Origin of the sequence: Carnobacterium iners (assembly GCF_900177385.1) — a bacterium.
Lineage (GTDB): Bacteria > Bacillota > Bacilli > Lactobacillales > Carnobacteriaceae > Carnobacterium_A > Carnobacterium_A iners.
Map to the genome: position 1 here is coordinate 1,559,132 of NZ_FXBJ01000002.1, position 20,011 is coordinate 1,579,142.

Genomic DNA, 20,011 nt, shown 5'->3' on the forward strand with positions numbered 1-20,011 from the left:
AACACTTATCATAGGAAGTAAAGCTTTATTTCTTATCATGAGCCGACCCCCGAAAGTTAGACCTGGAAAATCTAAACTTAGGGGGTTTTTTGTATGGCAAAATATAGTTTCGAATTTAAGCTAACGGTTGTTAAGAGTTATTTAGATGGAGCTGGTGGATACAAGTTTTTGGCTAAAAAATATGGTATCCCAGGAAAAAGTGGATCCCAACTCAAAATATGGGTCGCTAATTATAGACAATTCGGTGAGGATGGGCTAATCAGAAGTAAAAAAGACAATCATTATTCTGTTCAATTCAAGATAGATACGATAGAGTTGTATCTAACTACTGAGATGTCCTATCAGCAGCTTGCATTGAAGCTCAAGATAAACAACCCATCCTTAATCGCTAATTGGGTAAGGGCATTTCATGCCGAAGGCATTGAAGGACTCTCAAAACCGAAGGGACGTCCGGCTAAAATGAAAAATAAAAACACTAACCAACTAAATAAAAACAGCCCTATTAAATCTACTGATAAAAATTCAGAACGGATCAAAGAGCTTGAGAATCAAGTATTATCTTTAGAAATTCAAAATGCTTTTTTAAAAGAATTGCGGAGTCTGCAGACCGAGGAAAACCAAAATCAAACGAACCAACTGCAAAAATTATCTACAGACTCCGAGAAAAATTCCAATTAAAAGATATCTTAATGACTATTGATTATCCTAAATCAACCTACATGTATTGGCAAAAACGTTTTAAACAGAAGGATCCAGATACAGAGTTAAAGCAACTTATATTAGAAATACGGGACCAACACAAAGATTACGGTTACCGTCGTATAAAGGCAGAATTAAGAAATCGTGGTTTCGTTGTAAATAAAAAGAGAATTCAACGCATTATGCAGGAACTAAACTTACAAGTTACTTCTTTTTCTCGTAAATCACGTAAGTATAGCTCCTACAAAGGAACGGTTGGAAAAGTTACTCCTAATCGTATCAGCCGCAGATTTGATACAACTATCCCCTATCAAAAGATAACGACGGATACAACAGAATTTAAGTATTACGAAAATGATCCATCTGGGAATCTGCAGATAAAAAAATTATACCTTGATCCTTTTATGGACATGTATAATAAGGAGATAGTCAGCTATAAAATCACAAAACAACCGAATGGTATCACTATTATGGAGGCTTTAGCCGATGCTATTAAAGCAACTGAAAAGTGTCCATTTAGACGAACTTTCCATTCTGATCAGGGTTGGGCATACCAAATGAAGGCCTACGGCGCTGAGCTGAGAAAAGATAATATATTCCAAAGTATGTCTAGAAAAGGGAATTGTCTTGATAATTCTCCAATAGAAAATTTCTTTGGACTACTAAAACAGGAAATGTATTATGGAAATGTTTTTCATAGTTATAGAGAGCTGGAACAAGAAATCATCAAATATATTCACTATTATAATCACGATCGCATAAAAGAGAAGTTAAATTGGATGAGCCCAGTTCATTATCGGGAACATCATTTCTCTCCTTCTCTAGTAGCTTAAAAGCAAAAAAATAGAGTAGATTTCTCTACTCTAAATAAAGTCCAACTTTTTGGGGTCACTATATCACTAAGTGAAGCAAGGTCTTTTTTATTTAGTGAAAATCCGTTGAGCGACTTTAGCTTTAGCGGTTTTTTTGGTATGATAAGCAGTGACGCGGTGTATAAGAGCGGGGATAAAGAAACGAGGAAATGATAATGATGAATGAAAAAATAGCACCAGAGTTACAAGAATACTGGGCAGAATTAGACTACACAACTCCATCAGCTATTCAAAATAGCGTCTATGACTTAATGAAAGCTGGCCGTGATGTGGTTGGAATATCGCCTACTGGAACAGGGAAAACAGTCGCCTATACATTACCTTCTTTAGAACAAATCGAACCTAAAGCCGGTGTTCAATTACTGATATTGACGCCTTCACAAGAATTAGCTGTTCAAGTAGCTTCTGTTGTAAAAGAATGGAGCAGCCAATTAGGCTTAGAAGTTCAAACGATTATTGGTGGAGCCAATAAAGTTAGACAAATTGACAATTTAAAAAAGAAACCTGAGATTATTGTCGGAACAACAGGGCGAATTCTTGAAATTGCCGAAACCAAAAAACTAAAACTGCATCAAGTAAAAACAGTTATCTTAGATGAAGCCGATCAATTATTGGAACAAGAACAATTAAAAACAGTTCGCCAATTGATGAGCAAAATTCCAGGAGAACGCCAAATGGGCTTTTTCTCAGCAACAAGTAATGAGTTAATGGAAGACTTGGCTAAATGGTTTAATGTAGATCCTGAATGGATTGATGTAACGGAAGAAGATGAATCTAAAGGCAAAGTCTTGCACGCGTATATTGAAACACCAACTCGAAAACGAGTCGAAATTATTCGTCGTTTAACACGAATGGAAGGCTTTAAGGCGTTAATTTTTGTCAACAATGTTGCCAATCTCACGCAAGCTTTTGAAAAATTACAATACGAAGGTATTTCGGTTGCTGTATTGCATTCAGAGAAATACAAAACAGAAAGACAACATGCTTTACAACAATTTAGAGATGGAAAAGTCGACCTGCTGTTAACGACCGATGTAGCGTCACGAGGCCTAGATATCAGAGGGTTGCCTTATGTGATTCAATACGATTTGCCAATGAGTAAAGAAAGCTACATTCACCGCTCAGGTAGAACCGCGCGTATGGGACAAACAGGAACAGTCTTAACGCTTGTTAATGACCGTGAACGCCGTGAATTTAAAAAAATCATTGCAGCCTTAGAAATAACCATTACACCGCTGTACCTTTACGCTGGAGAATTGGTTACAGAACGTCCAGAGATTGAAGAATCAACAGCATTAGAAGCAAAAACCAAACAAAAAGGCAAAGCAAAGAAAATAAAAACAAAAGAAAAAAGAGAGACACCTAAAAAGTCAAAAGCTCCAAGTCTTTTGTCTGTAACAAAGGATAGTCAAACTGAACAACCAGTTGGACTGGATAAAAAGAAAAAACACAAAAAGAAACCCAATAAAAATAAAGGGGCTCGCAAGCCTAAAAAAGAATAAAAAGACTTTTTATAAAGAAAAAATAGCATTAAAACAAAAGTAGCGGGATACGTTTATCCGCTACTTTTCACTAAGAGTAACGTATCCGGTTTCAATGAAGGAGGAAGAAGATGCTTTCGCGTAAAAAAGATATTCTAACCTATCTAGTCAAACAAGCCGCGCCCTTGTCAGCGAAAGAGATTGCTTTAGCAATGGAGCTGGATCGTGCCAACGTCAGTCGTTATTTAAATGACTTACATAAAGAAGGGCACATTGAAAAAAGAACCGGGAGACCGGTCTTATATCAAGCTAGAACACTCAGTCCTGCTTTACCCGAATTAACTGCTGAACAAGAAGCTTTTACTAAATTAGTTGGCTACAATGCTTCTTTGAAAGTGATGATTCAACAGGCTAAAGCAGCTATTTTATATCCACCAAGAGGATTGCATACGATTATCTTCGGTGAAACCGGTACAGGTAAGACGTTATTTGCTGAATGCATGTATCAATTTGCACTAGAATCTCAAGTGCTATCACAAGATGCGCCTTTTGTTTCCTTTAACTGTGCAGATTATGCGCAAAATCCACAATTATTATTTGGCCATATCTTCGGTGTGAAAAAAGGCTCTTATACTGGGGCAACTGAAGATCGAACAGGTTTAATGCATCAAGCCGATGGTGGGATTTTATTTCTTGATGAAATCCATAGACTACCCCCAGAAGGCCAAGAGATGTTGTTTACGTTTATCGATAAAGGCGTCTATCGTCCTTTAGGTGAAAGCAGCCAGACTCGAACAGCAAGTGTTCAAATCATTGGCGCAACGACCGAAAATCCGGAAGTCTTATTGGATACTTTCAATCGCCGGATCCCGATGACAATTACAATGCCGTCTTTAGCAGAACGGACCATTGAAGAGCGTTATGAATTAGTAGCCGCTTTCTTGCAACAAGAAGCACAACGATTAAATCAAAAAATTGTTATCGAGCGAGAAGTATTAGTGGCCTTTATGCTTTACCCGGCTAAAGCCAACATTGGCCAAGTCCAACGGGATTTGAAATTAGTCTGCGCGAAAGCTTTTTTACATTACCGAACACATCAAACGGATTACTTGAAAAGTACCCAACAAGATTTGCCTTTAGCTGTCCAAAAAGGGTTGTTGCTAGTCAAAGAAGCACCCGAAAGGCTCAACCAATTAGTTGATCGCCACCAAACACATTTTTCTTATGTTCCAACCAGTCAAAAGACAGCCATCAATGAAAATTTAGAATCAGACATGAGTGTCTACAATGCCATTGAAGAACGTGTTGAAGAAGCCTTAAAAGTGGGTTTATTAAAAGAGGTTGAATTAGAAGGGTTTATTCAAAATAACTTGCCACACTATTTTAATGATTACCTAGAAAAATTATCACTATCAGATATCCATCAAGAACTCGTTCCAATAGATATTCGAAAAGTAACAGAAAAATTGTACGATTTTGCAGAAAAAAAACTTGAGCGAACCTATCATTCAAAATCACGATTTGCTTTTTCATTACACTTGCAAAGTGCGATTGAACGTATTAAAGAAAAACGGTCTATTGTGCACCCGGATTTAAATAGTGTCCGAAAAAACTATTCAAAAGAATTTCAAGTAGCGATTGATTTATCAGCGATGATTGAACAGCAATTCGGGATTGACATTCCATTTGATGAGATTGGTTTTATCACGATGTTCCTGACACTAGAAGCACAAGAACCTGAAAAAACAGCAGCGAATCAAGTGGGTGTAGTGGTCATCATGCATGGGAAATCAACGGCTAGTAGCATGCTTGAAACGGCGCAAGACTTACTGGATACAAAAGTAGGTGTAGCACTTAATATGCCACTGACCGTTAAAGTAAAAGAGATGTATGAAACAGTTAGACAAGCAATTGTAGCCAATAAAGCCCTCTATGAACATGGCTTATTGTTGCTAACCGATATGGGCTCTTTGAATGCTTTTGGCGGCATGCTCGCACAAGAGTTAAGATTAGATGTTCGAACGATTTCGATGACGAGTACACCCATTGTCTTAGAAGCAATCCGCATGGCCAGTATTGGGAGACAATTAGAAGATATTTATGAAAATTGTCGTATGGCAATGACTCCGGAGGAAACCACTAGTAAAGCGCCTCAAAAAGAAAAACAATCAGCAATCATTGTCTCTTGTTTTACTGGTGAAGGAGTAGCAAAGAGAGTAGAAGACCGATTAAAAAAGGTCATGGACACAACACATATGACCATTATTCCTTTGCAGTTCTTACAGTTGCAAAAAATGAAACAGCAAATAGATCAATTGACTGAGCAGTATGCAATCAAAGCGATTATTGGAACCGTTCCAGTGGACCATCAAAACATTCCCTATTATACGGCCTATGAAGCCTTTGATAGGGAAAAAATGGTAGAAATAAAAAATCAAGTAGAGGAATGGCCTTTGGATAAGATAAGCCAAACCTTGACTGGAACATTGAAAGAAGTCGGTTCTGTCAGTCGACTAGTAGGAAACTTGCAACAAGTTATTCAGCAATTAGAAGTAGACCTTTGTTTAGTTTTACCAGTAGAAGTAAAAGTAGGCCTTATTTTGCATATAGCTTTTCTAATGGAAAGCATTAAAAGTGGCAAAGAAGAACTAGCTTTTCCAGATAAAGAAAACTACTTGATGAAACACCCACTTGTTGTAGAAAAGTTGACTCAACTACTCACTCCATTAGAAGAAGAATACGAGTTGGTTATTCCACAAAATGAACAAGCTTATTTAATTCAAATGATTGTAGAAAATCAACTAACAAACTAAAGCAAATAGAAAACCTACACAGTAAAGACTACTGTGTAGGTTTTTTTGTTAGTGTGTATCTATTCGAATCATAAGAAAGCGTTGACAGATAACGATTTCATTAAATATAAAGTTGGCACGCTATTTGCATTGTATAAGGTGTAGGAACAAAAAAATGAGATGGAGTGATAATACATGTCAAAGAAAACAATTATGTTAGTTTGTTCAGCAGGTATGAGTACAAGTTTATTAGTGTCTAAAATGGAAAAAGTAGCTGCAGAAAGAGGAATTGATTCTGAGATTTTTGCAGTATCAGCATCAGATGCAGATAATAACATTGAATCAAAAAATGTAGATGTTTTATTATTAGGACCTCAAGTACGCTTTATGAAAGCTCAATTTGAGAAAAAATTAGCAGGCAAAGACATTCCATTAGAAGTCATCAACATGCAAGATTACGGCATGATGGATGGCGCAAAAGTATTAGATCAAGCTTTAAGATTGATTAAATAAACATAAAGAACAAGTAGTGAAAGGAAGTTATCGATTGGAAAACCAAGAAAATTTACAATTAATTATGGGACTAATTATTAATGGAGGAAATGCTAAAAGTGATGCAATGGAGGCTATTCATGCCGCTAAGGTATCAGATTTTGAATTAGCTGACCAAAAATTAAAAGATTCTGATAAAGGTCTTGTAGAGGCACATCATTCACAGACGTCTATGTTAACGGCAGAAGCATCAGGAGAAAAAGCTGAATTGAGTTTGTTGTTGATTCATGGTCAAGACCATCTGATGAACGCCATCACTTTTCGTGATATGGCATCAGAAGTAGTAGATGTTTATAAAAAAATGGCTGGTGTAGCGATCGATTAAAAAAAATAGATAAAGAAAAATCCCTTTAAAGAGCTATTCTTTTAGAGGGATTTGTTTTGTTAAAAGAATGTTAAAATTAAATGAAAGAAATAGATAATTGATTGACTAAGTAAGCGTTTTCCAGGACAATAGAGTAAGAGATAAACTAAACAGGTGAGGATGAGCAAAATGCTTAAAAACGGTTTGTTTATTATGGTGGTAGGATTTGTCGCTCTTATTCTAGGATTGGCCAATGCAGATAGTTACCAACCCATTACTTTAATCATAGGGATTATTCTAACAATCGCTGGATTTATGATGTATAATTGTGCCGAACAAAAAAGTGAATAAAAAATAAAATAGGATAAATCGAAACCTCTTTGCTTAAAGATAAGTGAAGAGGTTTTTTTTTGTTTGAAATAGAAAAGGTTCATAGTAGTAAATATGAGGATATAGAGATGCAATACGAGTATTTGTGCTTACTCATTTATTGGACCTTGCTTTCAAAAACGAATAGTCAATAAATGCTCCATTCTAGGATGGAAATGGACAAGTTTCTCTTGTTTCTTATATCACTTGTCCAAAACAAGAGATTGTTGGACAAGTGAAAGTCAAATGACAGGTAGCTGGGCGTATTCGAATCAATGATAGACAAGTGGGCTGTGGTATCCTGCTATCTTGTCCGTTTGACTAAAATCAGCTACCTGTTCCTTTATTGGACCTTGCTTTCAAAAACGAATAGTCAATAAATGATCCGTTTTAGAATAGAAATCGACAAGTTTTTCTTGTTTCTTATATCACTTGTCCAAAACAAGAGATTGTTGGACAAGTGAAAGTCAAATGACAGGTAACTGGGCGTATTCTAATCAATAATAGACAAGTGGGCTGTGGTATCACGCTATCTTGTCCGTTTGACTAACATCAGCTACCTATTTATTTATAAGACCTTGCTTTCAAAAACGAATAGTCTGTAATAAATAATCCGTTCTGGAATAGAAATGGACAAGTTTCTCTTGTTTCTTATATCACTTGTCCAAAACAAGAGATTGTTGGACAAGTGAAAGTCAAATGACAGGTAACTGGGCATATTCGAATCAATAATAGACAAGTGGGCTATGGTATCCTGCTATCTTGTCCGTTTGACTAACATCAGCTACCTGTTCCTTTATTGGACCTTGCTTTCAAAAATGAATACTCATTAAATACTCCATTCTAGGATGGAAATGGACAAGTTTTTCTTATTTCTTATATCACTTGTCCAAAACAAGAGATAGGTGGACAAGTGAAAGTCAAATGACAGGTAACTGGGCGTATTCGAATCAATAATAGACAAGTGGGCTGTGGTATCACGCTATCTTGTCCGTTTGACTAACATCAGCTACCTATTTATTTATAAGACCTTGCTTTCAAAAACGAATAGTCTGTAATAAATAATCCGTTCTGGAATAGAAATGGACAAGTTTCTCTTGTTTCTTATATCACTTGTCCAAAACAAGAGATTGTTGGACAAGTGAAAGTCAAATGACAGGTAACTGGGCATATTCGAATCAATAATAGACAAGTGGGCTATGGTATCCTGCTATCTTGTCCGTTTGACTAACATCAGCTACCTGTTCCTTTATTGGACCTTGCTTTCAAAAATGAATACTCATTAAATACTCCATTCTAGGATGGAAATGGACAAGTTTTTCTTATTTCTTATATCACTTGTCCAAAACAAGAGATAGGTGGACAAGTGAAAGTCAAATGACAGGTAACTGGGCGTATTCGAATCAATAATAGACAAGTGGGCTGTGGTATCACGCTATCTTGTCCGTTTGACTAACATCAGCTACCTATTAACATATTGGACCTTGCTTTCAAAAACGAATAGTCAATAAATGATCCGTTTTAGAATAGAAATGGACAAGTTTCTCTTGTTTCTTATATCACTTGTCCAAAACAAGAGATTGTTGGACAAGTGAAAGTCAAATGACAGGTAACTGGGCGTATTCGAATCAATAATAGACAAGTGGGCTGTGTTATCACGCTATCTTGTCCGTTTGACTAAAACGAGGTGCACACAATAGCACTTAACACCGTACAGTAGAAAAACAGAGCCCAGTACAATAACTCAAATACTGTGCTCTATTCATTTTTGCATAAGTTACTTCTATCCATCAATAAGTGCCAACTAATCTATAAAAAAACCCTCTTACAGCTAACTGTAAGAGGGGGGTGAAACGGCATGGTCCTAGAGAGGTTCGAACTCCCGACCTAACGTTTAGGAAACGTTTGCTCTATCCAGCTGAGCTATAGAACCGATTCAATACGATAGTTATCTTCTCACGCTTTGCTCAATTTGTCTAGTATTATTTAAAAGTAAAGAGGACTCAGATAACTAAAATATTATCTGAGTCCTCTTTATGGAGTGAAGTATTAAGCCCAATCGCCATTACGGAAGATAGGAACGGTGCTGCCGTCTTCACGAATACCGTCAACGTCCATTTTATCTGAACCAATCATGAAGTCCACGTGAACATTAGAACGATTCAAGCCAGCTTCTTTTAACTCATCTTCGGACATTTCTGTTCCGCCAACTAAACTAAAGGCGTAAGCAGATCCTAATGCTAAGTGGTTAGAAGCATTTTCGTCAAATAAAGTATTGAAGAAAGTGATACCGGATTGAGAAATAGGAGAAGGATCAGGTACTAATGCGACTTCGCCTAAACGAGCAGCGCCTTCATCTGTTTGGATTAACTGTTTCAAGACTTCTTCACCTTCGCCAGCAGTAACCTTTACGACTTTACCATCTTTAAAAGTGAATTCCATATCCATCAATGTGTTTCCAGCGTAACTTAACGGTTTGGTGCTTCTAACGACACCATCAACACGATTAGCGTCAGGAGCAGTAAAGACCTCTTCAGTAGGCATGTTGGCCATGAAACGTTCGCCACGAACATTATCACTGCCAGCGCCTTCCCAAAGGTGGTTAGCAGGTAACCCCACGATTAAGTCTGTTCCAGGAGCGATGTAGTGTAAAGCTGTAAATTGTTCTTTGTTCAATTCATTTGCTTTTTCATTTAGAGTAACATCTTTTTTCTCCCATGTTGCAATAGGATCTTTATCAAAAATATGAACAGCCTTAAAGATAGCCTCCCATAATGCGTCAACTTGTTCACCAGTGGTTGCTAAATCGGGGAAAACTTTCGCTGCCCATTTACCACTAGCTGCTGCTGCAACAACCCAACTAACTTTATTAGCCTGTGTTGCTTTACGTTGCTCGCTTAAAGCTTTACCGTTTGCAGTTTGGAAAGCAGCGATTTTTTTGCTATCGAGACCAGCTAATGCATCTGGATCAGAAGAAATTAAGCTAATACGACTAGCACCTTTAGCTACTAAAGCTAAAGACTCATCTATTTTGTATTGCGGGATATCAGTTAAGATTTCCTCTGGTGTGTGTTCCATTTGCTCACGATTGACACTGTCGTCGACCCATTTTACAACGACCTCAACAGCACCCAAAGCATAAGCTTTCTTGGTGATCAAGCGTACTAATGGAGCTTGATCGACAGCAGCTTGTAAAACAACAGTGTGTCCTTTTTGAACATTGACTCCTGTTCGAACAATCGTTTCAGCGTATTTAGTTAAAAGTTCATCAAAATTTGTTAATGTCATCTGATTAATTCCTCCTATGATGTGATAGTTACTTATTTTTATCTTGATAATCATAGCATAAGAAGCGTATTCACACAATTTGTTGGTTCCTAAAAAAATTATTTAGTGAAAAGCTAATAAGAATAATTGACAGGAAATGAGACTAGTAACCCTTGATTTCCTTATTTTTCTCTTAAAAAATAGAAGTTGAATCTGGACGATCAAATTTTACTGACGAGCCAAATGGAAGTCTATTTTGGAACTCATTGATTCGCTTATCCATAATGCGCCCATTTTGTATAATGAGAGCACGATTCAAGACGTCGTTTGGACGACTTTCAACTAGGTCATCAATGTATTTGGCCGTTTCATGCGAAATAGCACTTGAAGCTGAACGATAAAAAATAGTTGGTGTGTGGTCAACGGCATAGTGAATAACGCTATCCACTTCATAGATAGGGTTTTTTAAAGACGTCGGAATAGTCGACTCGATGGCCCCGTTCTCATCACAGCTGACATCAACAATCATTGTACCAGGTTTCAGTTTTTTTAAATCTGCTTGATAAACAATATGGTCGGTACGTGTGGTATCCCATAATAGCGCATTAACAATGACATCAAATTCAGGCATTTCTTTTCTAAATAACTTTTCTTGAAGACGGTTAAATACTTTCACATCTGCTCCTAAGCCGATTAAAATACGTAGAGCACCTTTAGCTGTATTGCCACGTCCAATGAGAGCTACTTTAGTATCATATGGCATCAGGCCATTTAACTGATAGGCATGCATAACCGCCGCTTCACCAGCTAATTCATTGCTGCGCCAATAACAATGCCGGTTGTCTTCATACATATCTTCCCAAGCATAAGCAGAAAGCTTGTTTTCCATTAAGATATCCGTAATTTCTTTGCTTTGAACAGCGTGAATCCAACCAAAAAGAGTTTGACCAGCACGTAAGTCTTTTAAAAAAGACGAGTCGCCAATCTTAGGATCACAAATAATATCTTGCTGTAAAGCGATTTCTCTTGAAACGATCTGGCAACCTAAAGCAGCGTATTCAACATCTGAGATATTTAAATCGCTTCCATAATTTTCTTCGAAAAACAAAAGTTCTTGGTGTCTTAATTGAGCAATATCTTTCGGCAATAAAGCAATTCGCTTTTCGCCATCTTTATAGCTATTAACAAACCCAATTGATTTTAATTTTTCTCTTAGCATGTTCCTAACCTCCTATGAGTAATTATCATGCGTGAAAAAAGACTGATGCGATACCTCATTGTCTCATTAATATTAGCTATGTACAAATAAAATCAAAAAAAATAAGATAAGTCACGTTTTATGAGGATTTTTTAATGGAAGAGACCAAATTGCTGATTGACTGTTGATTTAAACAAGAGGAAAGAGTATTTTAAACGATACATGAACTAAAATACTTTTTTTTTTATGACATTAGTGATAAAATAAGGTAAGGTTGGACAGAGGGGAAGCTGTCCAGTAAAAAAAACAATATTGTATATGTGAGTATCCGTTAAATAAAACGAGAGAAAGCAGTAAGAATGTAACGTCAGATAACGAATACCGGCGTGAATGGTTGTTAGGTCACTCACTAATAGGTATAGTCACTTTCATTGTCTATCAAGTTGGTTTGAAAAGTGAAGTCCAACTATAAGTAAATGCTAATAGAACTAAGGTCAGTGATAACAAAAAGAAAAAAGAGGTGAGCCAAAATGGCCAGAAAAAAAACGATTTTAAAATCACATATCCTTGATACGGCATATGCAGTCGTGAAAAAAGAGGGTTTTGAAGGATTTACAGCTAGAAATATTGCTAAAACAATGGATTGTTCAACTCAGCCAATTTATTTAGAGTTTAAAAATATGGATGATTTAAAAAATGAGCTTTATACAAAAATAAAAGACTATTTAACTGAAACAATTTTCGCAAACAAACGATCAGAGGACGCTATTTTAAACACATGCCTCAATTTTGTTCATTTTGCGAAAGATGAACCAATCTTTTTCCGAGCATTATTTTTAGAAGACCACTTAGACCCAAAACGGATGTACAACCTTTCGTACGAAGAAATGCTAACAGCTTTTGAAGAAAAAGCGAAAACTAGCTCACTAAGTAAAGTTGAAAAAAGAACATTATTTGAAACTATTTGGATCAGTGTTTATGGTACAGCTGCTCTTTTAGCGCAAAGTCTGATCGAATTAGATGAAGTCGCTTTAAAAAATAGCTTAGAAAAAAATATTAACGAATTAACTAAATAAAAAAATAATAACCGTAATCCTTTTTATAAGGGATTGCGGTTATTGTTTTATAAAGAAGCGACTTTAGCTACGAGAGCTTTTGCAAAAGCTTCTAATTTTTTAGTGTCTTCTTCGTTAGGATCTAAGTCGACTTTGACACTTTGGGCGCCTTCGGTTGCTCCTATTTGCTTAAATTGATTTGTAAAATCATCGACAGACTGGCAAAATTTTTCATAGAAAGTATCTCCAGAACCATAGGTCCCAAATATTTTTCCAGTTAAATCAATTTCAGCAAGTTCTTCGTAAAAATCAACAATCTCATCTGGTAAATTAGCATCATTTCCGTAGGTATAGGTCCCAACAAGGCAAATATCAACAGCCAAGAAATCCTCAGGGTCGGCTTGCATACAGTCAACAACTTCAACAGCGACGCCTAACTCTTCAAGAGCCTTTTCAATGATATCGGTACATTCTTCTGTATTGCCCGTTAAACTCGCAAAGACAATCATTGCAGTAGTCACTACTGATTCACTTCCTTTCTAAAAATGTTCTTCAATTTACACAAAGTATACCAAACGTTAACGCCATTTCGCAATGCTAATTCAATCAAATAAAGAAGAAAGACAGCCTTTAAAAAAGATGCCTCATAAGCAATAAAACAAGAAAGGTTCACTTTTTGAGAATTTAAGCATATAATAGAATTGGCTTAAACGCAAAATGAAAAGAGAAGAGGAATAAGAAGTGATTACATTAAAATCAACACGAGAAATAGATGCAATGGCAGAATCTGGCGCATTATTAGCTAGTATTCATGAGAAATTACGTGACTTTATTAAACCAGGTGTAACCGGAACAGAGATTAACAGATTTTTCCAAGACCAGATTGAAGCAGCCGGTGGTATTCCAGAGCAAATTGGTTTTGAAGGCTATGAATACGCTACTTGTGTGAGTGTAAATGATGAAATTTGCCATGGCTTCCCAACCGATAAGCCACTAAAAGATAATGATTTAATAAAAGTAGATACAGTTGTTAATCTAAAAGGTGCGATGTCCGATTCATGTTGGACCTATGTAGTAGGAGAATCGACACCCGTTATTGATCATTTAATGGAAGTGACAAAAAAGGCTTTGTATAAAGGAATCGAACAAGCACAAGTTGGCAATCGTATTGGCGATATTGGCCATGCAATCCAAACTTACGTAGAATCAGAGAAGCTATCTGTTGTTCGTGAATTTATCGGACATGGAATTGGACCCACATTACATGAATCACCAGCTGTCCCTCATTATGGTGAAGCCGGTAAAGGGCTGCGTCTAAAAGAAGGAATGGTTATTACCATCGAGCCCATGGTCAATACTGGAACATGGAAATCAAAAATGGATAAAAATGGCTGGACAGCCCGTACAAAAGACGGCGGCCTAAGCTGCCAATTTGAACACACACTAGCCATCACAAAACAAGGCCCAAGAATCCTAACCATGCAAAAATAAAGATGTGAAGATCAACGGGTAGCTTCGACAAGAAAATAGGGAAAATTAAAGAAATCTTCGATTTCGACTATTTTTATCTTTTTCTCGAGAAACTGTTGATCGTAGCTCAATTAGTAAGACGTGGAGTACCACATGGAGTTTCGATTCAAAATCAGGAATCTTGCCGGAAATGTTTCATTTCTATAAAGATTATCTATTTTGACGAGAAACCGTGGTACGCAACTCAATTAGTAAGATGCTGAGAACTCTGATCAGTCATGAAAGAAAAACAGGAAATAGCAAAGAGGATGCCTTTTATCCTCACAGCCATTTATCTTTTTTTGAATACTTAAAGTTCAAGTATAAAAATCAATCACTCAGGATTTATTCCATTTGATTGGTTTTTTATTTTAACTAATTTTTTAAATACATATTTTTAAATCCTTTAACCAACACTAGTTTTTTTGTAAAAGAATCAGTATAATGAAAAATAGTAGTTAAAAAGGAGTTTAAAAATGGCTCAACACATGAATAAAAAGAAGGAAATTAAAAAAATTATCTGTATTTTTCGTAAAAAATATAAAGAAGCAGAAATAACAAATTCAGGTGCGGTTATCGCTTATTATTTTTTATTATCTTTATTCCCATTACTGATTGTTATTGGAAATCTATTACCACTATTAAACTTATCACCTGAGACGGTTTATCTGTATCTAGATAAAGCCGTTCCCGCTTACTTAGTAGAAAATCTAAAACCAATTATGGATAAAATTCTAACGTCAGGTAGCAACAGGGTCCTTTCTATCGCTGCAATTGGTACGTTATGGTCTTCAAGTCGTGGCATGAATGCTTTGCAGATAAGTATGAACAAAGCTTATGGTGTTGAAGCTCGGAAAAATTTTATTTTGATTCGTTTAGCCTCCATTGCTTTTACGGTGGTACTGATAACAGGTTTGATAGTACTAGTAGCAGTGTTTGGTTTTGGTCAATTGATTTTAGAAGAGCTTATCCCTCTATTAAAACTACCTGCTGATTTAATTAACACGTTTCTTAGTTTACGTTGGCCGGTGACGATGTTCACTTTGTTTTTCTCATTTTCTTTATTGTATTATTTTGTTCCTAACGCAAAGCTTAATTTAAAAATGGTTTTACCAGGGGCAATATTCTCTGCAGTGGGCTGGATTTTAATCACTCAAGCTTTTACCGTCTATGTTGCCTACTTTGCTATAGGTACATTAAGTTATGGTTCAGTTGGAACATTGATTGTCTTCATGCTGTGGTTAAATTTATTAGGTGCCTTACTAACCTTAGGTGCATTAGTTAATGCGACTATTACAGAATACCGAGAAGGCACCATCGAACAATCAAATAGTCGGATTAGCAAGTATGTCGAAAGAAAACTAAGTAAAAGGTAACCAGATGTTACTAATTATTTTTTACGCCGTATCCTATTGATAAAAAAATGACTGCCAATAAATCGATTAATGAAATAAATTCAGCAAATTTAAAAAACGATAATTATTTGATGGAAGATAATTTGATTAAAGAAGAATTAAAAAGTAGGGATATAAAAAAGTACCAATAGACAGTTACATTGGATTAAGCGTGAAAAAAAAGGAAAAACACATTAGACTTAATCCGGAAAATAAATCTTACGGAGTCCTTAACCAGCTAGATAGATGAGTTAATTAAGGCAATCTTTACTGCTATCTTGGCTATTAATGACGGTAGTTCAGATAAATACCAGTCTATTTTTATTGAATTAAGTAAGAGAAAAGCAGTAACGGTTCATAGAGATATCATCAATTTAGGTAAGATCAGAGCACTAAAAAACAGGCTTGATTATTTTATGAATATTGTTGAACAATCAGATTTTTCAGGTTTCATGACTACGGACCCAGATGAGCAACCAGCTTATCAAACATCATGAGACTATCAAAAAAATTTTAATAATTGTTAGCGTATTGACTTACTCGATTAAGCTCAAAACAAAAATCAAACGGTCTGGTTTCCAAATTAAATAATTTTTTATTACCTGTGATTTCAACCTACAGAAGAATATTTTATCTTTTAGTACCCATTTAATTCTGGAGAACGGTTGTTAAGCCGTAATATAATCAGTTGGATAAACAAAATTTCCTGGAAATAGTCATTTTTCGTATAAGTACTATCTTTTTTATATTTTTCTAATAAGTATAAAATTAGATTATAAACTATATTTACAGGATACTAGTGAAAAATTATAAAGGAACTATTAATTTTTATACTAAAAAAGCTAAACTTAACTATTTATGTTATAATTTCATCTGGTGTCTTATACCTTAATAAAGAAATAAAACAATAAAAGAAGTAAGGTGACTATTATGGAAGAACAAATTAAAGTACGTGTTAGTAATGTTACAAAGCAATATGATTTATACAAGCAAAAATCAGATAAGGTCAAAGCTTTATTTAAATTTTCTAAACAAGATATTCCGACGTTTTGGGCTCTTAAAGGAGTTTCCTTTGAGATTCATGATGGTGAAACAGTTGGGTTGATTGGAATTAATGGATCTGGAAAATCAACGTTATCAAACATCATTGCAGGGATTATTCCGCCAACAACTGGAGCTACGAACATTAATGGAGAAACTTCGATTATTTCTATTTCTGCCGGATTAAAGAATCAATTGACAGGATTAGAAAATATTCGCTTAAAATCTTTGATGACTGGAAAAACAAATGCAGAGATTGATGAATCAATAGATAGTATCATTGAATTTGCTGATATCGGCGATTTTGTTAATCAACCGGTTAAAAGTTATTCAAGCGGTATGAAGTCACGATTAGGTTTTGCTATCGCCGTTCATACCAATCCTGATATTCTAATTATAGATGAAGCATTGTCTGTTGGTGATGAAACATTCTATCAAAAATGTGTCGACAAAATGATGGAATTTAAAGCACAAGGAAAAACGATTTTCTTTGTTAGCCATTCGTTAGGACAAGTAAAAAAACTATGTGATAAGATTATTTGGATGCACTATGGTGAAATTAAAATGATTGGTCCTTCTGAAGAAGTAGCTAAAGAATACCAAAGCTTTATCAATGAGTTTAAAGCTATGAGTGCAAAGGAGAAAAAAGCTTATCAGAACAAACACAAACAAGAACAAAAAGATTTTGATATTAGACAATTCCATCAAGAAAAAATTGCTAATGCAAAGGATAAAAATGAAGAAAAAATATTAGATCAACAATTCAGTGAAGAAAAGATAACAGACAAGATGACATGGCCTACTAGAATAGCTTTAATAATAACTATTGCGGCAATTATATTCCTAGTCAGCGTTCATTTTAGTGAAAAATCCTTAACCAGTGTTTTGATTGGGTCTAATAATAGAGACAATGAAATACATCAATTAGCCGGTACTTCAACTAATGAAGTAAAGACGATTTCTTTTTCAGTTGAAAACGATAGGATAGAGTAAGGACATGAAAAAACAAGTAGCTAAGATACTTTATGTTTGGCTTATCCGCTTCTATTCTTTTTTCTTAAAACCTTTAAAAGTCAAAAAAAAATTAGTTTATTTAATGAGCTTCCCAAAAAACGAGAACGGACTGCTTGGCACATTTATTGAACAAAATCCTACAATAGAAGTCACTCTGTTCTACGAAAAAAGCTGTGAGTGTGAAGCCGCACAGTTTAAAAAAATAGGAGTAACCGCTTATCCAATCAAAAAATCACTAGGTTTTATAAAAAAAGCTGTACCTCTATTTATGCAAGCTAGAGTGATACTTTGTGACAATTATTTTCCAATTCTGGCAGGACTTTCTTTGCAAAAAGAGACGACGGTTATACAAATATGGCACGCAAATGGGGCAATTAAACGCTTTGGTTTAGAAGATCCAGCGACTAAGGCCAGAAGCTCATTTGATATAAAAAGATTTGAACAAGTCTATCAGCAGATTGATGAATATATTGTTGGTTCAAAAATGATGGGGCAAGTCTTTCAAAATAGTTATAATGCTGTTGAGGAAAGTATTGTTCCAATTGGTTATCCACGTTCAGATATTTATTTTGAAAAAAATAGAATTCGACAAAAAAGAGAATATTTTTATAAAAAATTCCCTGAATTAAGAGGAAGAAAGATTATTTTATACGCTCCAACTTATAGGGAAGATAAATTGGGAGTTTATCCATTAGACATAAAGCACTTGTATGAAGAGTTGGGCAATGAGTATGTGTTAATCATGAAGAAACATCCTCATATTATTACGCCATTGGTTGAGAATCATTATGAAAGTTTTTTTTATGACAACGTACACGATTTTTCAATTGAAGACTTGTTAGTAGTGACGGATTGTTTGATAACAGACTATTCATCTGTTCCTTTTGAGTTCACATTATTAGATAATGCTAAAAAGATTATTTTTTATTGCTATGATCAAGATGCTTACAATCAGAGAACAGGTATTCAAAGAAACTTTAAAGAATGGGCGCCTGGAGAAATTGTTTCTTCAATGGATGGAGTTATAGCAGCAATCAAAAAAGAAAATAAAATAGATTTTAACCAATTTAATGAAAAATGGAACACGTATAATGACGGACATTCAAAAGAACGAGTCATTAAACACATTCAAAAAAAATACGACTATCTTTTAAGTTAGAGGAGTTTTAACGTGAACAATGTCATGTTGATTATTAAAGAACAAATCAGTAGTTTTGGAATTATTTCAAGGGTATCAAAATATGAAGAAAAAGCTACTTATCAAAGCCATTATTTAGGACTGATGTGGCAATTTTTGAATCCACTAATTCAGATTGGTATTTATTACCTAATTTTTGGGATAGGCTTAAATGGTGCAAGAGATGTTGACGGAGTGCCATTTATTGTTTGGATGTTAATAGGGATTATTGTCTGGTTTTTTATTAACACAAGCCTATTAGGCGGTTCGAATAGTATTTATAATAAAGTAGCTATGGTTTCAAAAATGAAATTTCCAGTTAGTATTTTGCCAAGTATTAACATTATGAGTAACTTGGTTTCTTATAGTTGGATGATGGGTATTTTACTAACGGTTATGTTAGGTTTCGGAATTTATCCAACAGTATACTGGATTCAGTATATTTATTACTTTATCTGTATGATTGCATTTTTGTTTGCAATGGGTGTTTTAAATTCAACGATTACTATTTTAGTCAGAGACTACCATATTATGCTTCAATCAATTTTACGCTTGCTTTTTTATGTTTCTGGGTCAATATGGGATATCCAATCACGTAATTTTCCAGATTGGTTAGTTCACACTTTGCAATTGAACCCCGTATATTACCTTATTAATGGTTTTAGAGAAACTTTCTTATCACAAGGTTGGTTTTGGCAAGCACCTACGCTGGCGCTTATCTTTTGGGGAATTATTTTAATAATACTGCTTATAGGATCTCACTTGCACATGAAATTTAGAGCACGTTTTGTAGATTTTATTTAAAAATACGTTTTAACATCTAGGAGGATATTTATTATGAAGAAAGTTTTAACATACGGTACGTTTGATTTATTACACAAAGGACATGTCCTATTATTGCAACGAGCCCGTGCTTTAGGGGACCATCTGACGGTAGCGGTCTCTACGGATCAGTTCAACGCATTAAAAGGTAAGAAATCTTACACTTCTTGGGAAGACCGTAAATTAATTTTAGAAGCCTTGTCTTGTGTGGATGAAGTGATTCCAGAAAACGAATGGGAACAAAAAATTAAAGATGTAAAGGAATACGATATCGATTTATTTGTAATGGGTGATGATTGGGAAGGTAAGTTTGATTTCTTGAAAGATTATTGTCAAGTTTATTACTTACCTCGCACAGCAGGTATTTCAACAACTAAAATTAAACAAGACTTAAAAGAAATCAAAGCTGAAGTAGATAAATTGAGTCAGAAAATTGAAGAAGAAATTAATCAAGAAAATTAATAT

At 35.1% G+C, this 20,011-nt stretch carries 18 protein-coding genes and 1 tRNA gene; 15 read left to right on the top strand and 4 right to left on the bottom strand.

Annotated elements, in window-relative coordinates; all coding sequences use genetic code 11:
- Window positions 1-93 precede the first annotated feature (93 nt).
- The 7 genes from B9Y54_RS12795 (at window position 94) to B9Y54_RS12525 (ending at window position 7,051) form a co-directional block, all read left to right on the top strand.
- Window positions 94-678 carry a helix-turn-helix domain-containing protein gene (locus B9Y54_RS12795; RefSeq protein WP_234987873.1) on the top strand — a complete coding sequence of 195 codons (585 nt, stop codon included), beginning with the start codon at window positions 94-96 and terminating at the stop codon, window positions 676-678.
- Window positions 648-1,532 carry an IS3 family transposase gene (locus B9Y54_RS12800; protein ID WP_234987927.1) on the top strand — a complete coding sequence of 295 codons (885 nt, stop codon included), beginning with the start codon at window positions 648-650 and terminating at the stop codon, window positions 1,530-1,532. Before B9Y54_RS12795 ends, B9Y54_RS12800 begins: the two co-directional genes overlap by 31 nt.
- A 194-nt stretch (window positions 1,533-1,726) precedes the next feature.
- Window positions 1,727-3,073 carry a DEAD/DEAH box helicase gene (locus B9Y54_RS07520; RefSeq protein ID WP_085559688.1) on the top strand — a complete coding sequence of 449 codons (1,347 nt, stop codon included), beginning with the start codon at window positions 1,727-1,729 and terminating at the stop codon, window positions 3,071-3,073.
- Window positions 3,074-3,183: 110 nt separating this feature from the next.
- Complete coding sequence (locus B9Y54_RS07525; RefSeq protein ID WP_085559689.1) at window positions 3,184-5,865, top strand: sigma-54-dependent transcriptional regulator; 2,682 nt, start codon at window positions 3,184-3,186, stop codon at window positions 5,863-5,865.
- A 174-nt stretch (window positions 5,866-6,039) separates the two neighbouring features.
- Window positions 6,040-6,357 (top strand): PTS sugar transporter subunit IIB, encoded by a 318-nt coding sequence (locus B9Y54_RS07530; protein WP_085559690.1) that lies wholly within the window; start codon window positions 6,040-6,042, stop codon window positions 6,355-6,357.
- Window positions 6,358-6,421: 64 nt separating this feature from the next.
- Complete coding sequence (locus B9Y54_RS07535) at window positions 6,422-6,721, top strand: PTS lactose/cellobiose transporter subunit IIA (protein ID WP_085560544.1); 300 nt, start codon at window positions 6,422-6,424, stop codon at window positions 6,719-6,721.
- 168 nt (window positions 6,722-6,889) lie between these two features.
- Window positions 6,890-7,051 (top strand): hypothetical protein, encoded by a 162-nt coding sequence (locus tag B9Y54_RS12525; protein ID WP_177173770.1) that lies wholly within the window; start codon window positions 6,890-6,892, stop codon window positions 7,049-7,051.
- 1,877 nt (window positions 7,052-8,928) lie between these two features.
- On the opposite strand, the gene B9Y54_RS07540 is transcribed toward B9Y54_RS12525, so the two are convergent.
- The 3 genes from B9Y54_RS07540 to B9Y54_RS07550 all read right to left on the bottom strand — a co-directional run bounded on the left by B9Y54_RS07540 (window position 8,929) and on the right by B9Y54_RS07550 (window position 11,555).
- Window positions 8,929-9,002, bottom strand: a tRNA-Arg gene (locus B9Y54_RS07540).
- Between the two features lie 116 nt (window positions 9,003-9,118).
- Window positions 9,119-10,357, bottom strand: a complete 1,239-nt coding sequence (locus tag B9Y54_RS07545) for an aminopeptidase (protein WP_085559691.1) — start codon at window positions 10,355-10,357, stop codon at window positions 9,119-9,121.
- Window positions 10,358-10,529: 172 nt separating this feature from the next.
- On the bottom strand, window positions 10,530-11,555 hold the full coding sequence (locus tag B9Y54_RS07550; protein WP_085559692.1) for a N(5)-(carboxyethyl)ornithine synthase: 1,026 nt from the start codon (window positions 11,553-11,555) through the stop codon (window positions 10,530-10,532).
- A gap of 509 nt (window positions 11,556-12,064) precedes the next feature.
- Between B9Y54_RS07550 and B9Y54_RS07555 the strand changes: the two genes are divergently transcribed.
- Window positions 12,065-12,610, top strand: coding sequence for a TetR/AcrR family transcriptional regulator (locus tag B9Y54_RS07555; protein WP_085559693.1), 546 nt, complete (start codon window positions 12,065-12,067; stop codon window positions 12,608-12,610).
- A gap of 47 nt (window positions 12,611-12,657) precedes the next feature.
- Here B9Y54_RS07555 and B9Y54_RS07560 read toward each other — a convergent pair whose 3' ends face one another.
- Window positions 12,658-13,110, bottom strand: a complete 453-nt coding sequence (locus tag B9Y54_RS07560) for a flavodoxin (protein ID WP_085559694.1) — start codon at window positions 13,108-13,110, stop codon at window positions 12,658-12,660.
- A gap of 220 nt (window positions 13,111-13,330) precedes the next feature.
- On the opposite strand from B9Y54_RS07560, the gene map reads away from it, so the two are divergent.
- From map to tagD, 7 genes are all read left to right on the top strand, one after another.
- Entirely contained in the window at window positions 13,331-14,080 is a 750-nt protein-coding gene (gene map, locus B9Y54_RS07565; RefSeq protein WP_085559695.1) for a type I methionyl aminopeptidase, read from the top strand.
- 494 nt (window positions 14,081-14,574) lie between these two features.
- The gene (locus tag B9Y54_RS07570; RefSeq protein WP_085559696.1) at window positions 14,575-15,474 is read left to right on the top strand and encodes a YihY/virulence factor BrkB family protein; all 900 of its coding nucleotides are present in this window, start codon (window positions 14,575-14,577) and stop codon (window positions 15,472-15,474) included.
- A gap of 296 nt (window positions 15,475-15,770) precedes the next feature.
- Entirely contained in the window at window positions 15,771-15,989 is a 219-nt protein-coding gene (locus B9Y54_RS07575; RefSeq protein WP_085559697.1) for a hypothetical protein, read from the top strand.
- 433 nt (window positions 15,990-16,422) lie between these two features.
- Window positions 16,423-17,526 carry an ABC transporter ATP-binding protein gene (locus B9Y54_RS07580; protein ID WP_085559698.1) on the top strand — a complete coding sequence of 368 codons (1,104 nt, stop codon included), beginning with the start codon at window positions 16,423-16,425 and terminating at the stop codon, window positions 17,524-17,526.
- A gap of 4 nt (window positions 17,527-17,530) precedes the next feature.
- On the top strand, window positions 17,531-18,706 hold the full coding sequence (locus tag B9Y54_RS07585) for a CDP-glycerol glycerophosphotransferase family protein (RefSeq protein ID WP_085559699.1): 1,176 nt from the start codon (window positions 17,531-17,533) through the stop codon (window positions 18,704-18,706).
- A gap of 12 nt (window positions 18,707-18,718) precedes the next feature.
- Window positions 18,719-19,528 carry an ABC transporter permease gene (locus B9Y54_RS07590; protein ID WP_090005160.1) on the top strand — a complete coding sequence of 270 codons (810 nt, stop codon included), beginning with the start codon at window positions 18,719-18,721 and terminating at the stop codon, window positions 19,526-19,528.
- Window positions 19,529-19,561: 33 nt separating this feature from the next.
- Window positions 19,562-20,008 carry a glycerol-3-phosphate cytidylyltransferase gene (gene tagD, locus B9Y54_RS07595; protein WP_085559700.1) on the top strand — a complete coding sequence of 149 codons (447 nt, stop codon included), beginning with the start codon at window positions 19,562-19,564 and terminating at the stop codon, window positions 20,006-20,008.
- Window positions 20,009-20,011: the final 3 nt, after the last annotated feature.

Bases quoted from the DNA above. Each gene is read 5' to 3' on its own strand.
- B9Y54_RS12795 (WP_234987873.1), top strand. From the start codon at position 94: ATGGCAAAATATAGTTTCGAATTTAAGCTAACGGTTGTTAAGAGTTAT.
- B9Y54_RS07520 (WP_085559688.1), top strand. From the start codon at position 1,727: ATGATGAATGAAAAAATAGCACCAGAGTTACAAGAATACTGGGCAGAA.
- B9Y54_RS07525 (WP_085559689.1), top strand. From the start codon at position 3,184: ATGCTTTCGCGTAAAAAAGATATTCTAACCTATCTAGTCAAACAAGCC.
- B9Y54_RS07530 (WP_085559690.1), top strand. From the start codon at position 6,040: ATGTCAAAGAAAACAATTATGTTAGTTTGTTCAGCAGGTATGAGTACA.
- B9Y54_RS07535 (WP_085560544.1), top strand. From the start codon at position 6,422: ATGGGACTAATTATTAATGGAGGAAATGCTAAAAGTGATGCAATGGAG.
- B9Y54_RS12525 (WP_177173770.1), top strand. From the start codon at position 6,890: ATGCTTAAAAACGGTTTGTTTATTATGGTGGTAGGATTTGTCGCTCTT.
- B9Y54_RS07545 (WP_085559691.1), bottom strand. From the start codon at position 10,357: ATGACATTAACAAATTTTGATGAACTTTTAACTAAATACGCTGAAACG.
- B9Y54_RS07550 (WP_085559692.1), bottom strand. From the start codon at position 11,555: ATGCTAAGAGAAAAATTAAAATCAATTGGGTTTGTTAATAGCTATAAA.
- B9Y54_RS07555 (WP_085559693.1), top strand. From the start codon at position 12,065: ATGGCCAGAAAAAAAACGATTTTAAAATCACATATCCTTGATACGGCA.
- B9Y54_RS07570 (WP_085559696.1), top strand. From the start codon at position 14,575: ATGGCTCAACACATGAATAAAAAGAAGGAAATTAAAAAAATTATCTGT.
- B9Y54_RS07580 (WP_085559698.1), top strand. From the start codon at position 16,423: ATGGAAGAACAAATTAAAGTACGTGTTAGTAATGTTACAAAGCAATAT.
- B9Y54_RS07585 (WP_085559699.1), top strand. From the start codon at position 17,531: ATGAAAAAACAAGTAGCTAAGATACTTTATGTTTGGCTTATCCGCTTC.
- tagD (WP_085559700.1), top strand. From the start codon at position 19,562: ATGAAGAAAGTTTTAACATACGGTACGTTTGATTTATTACACAAAGGA.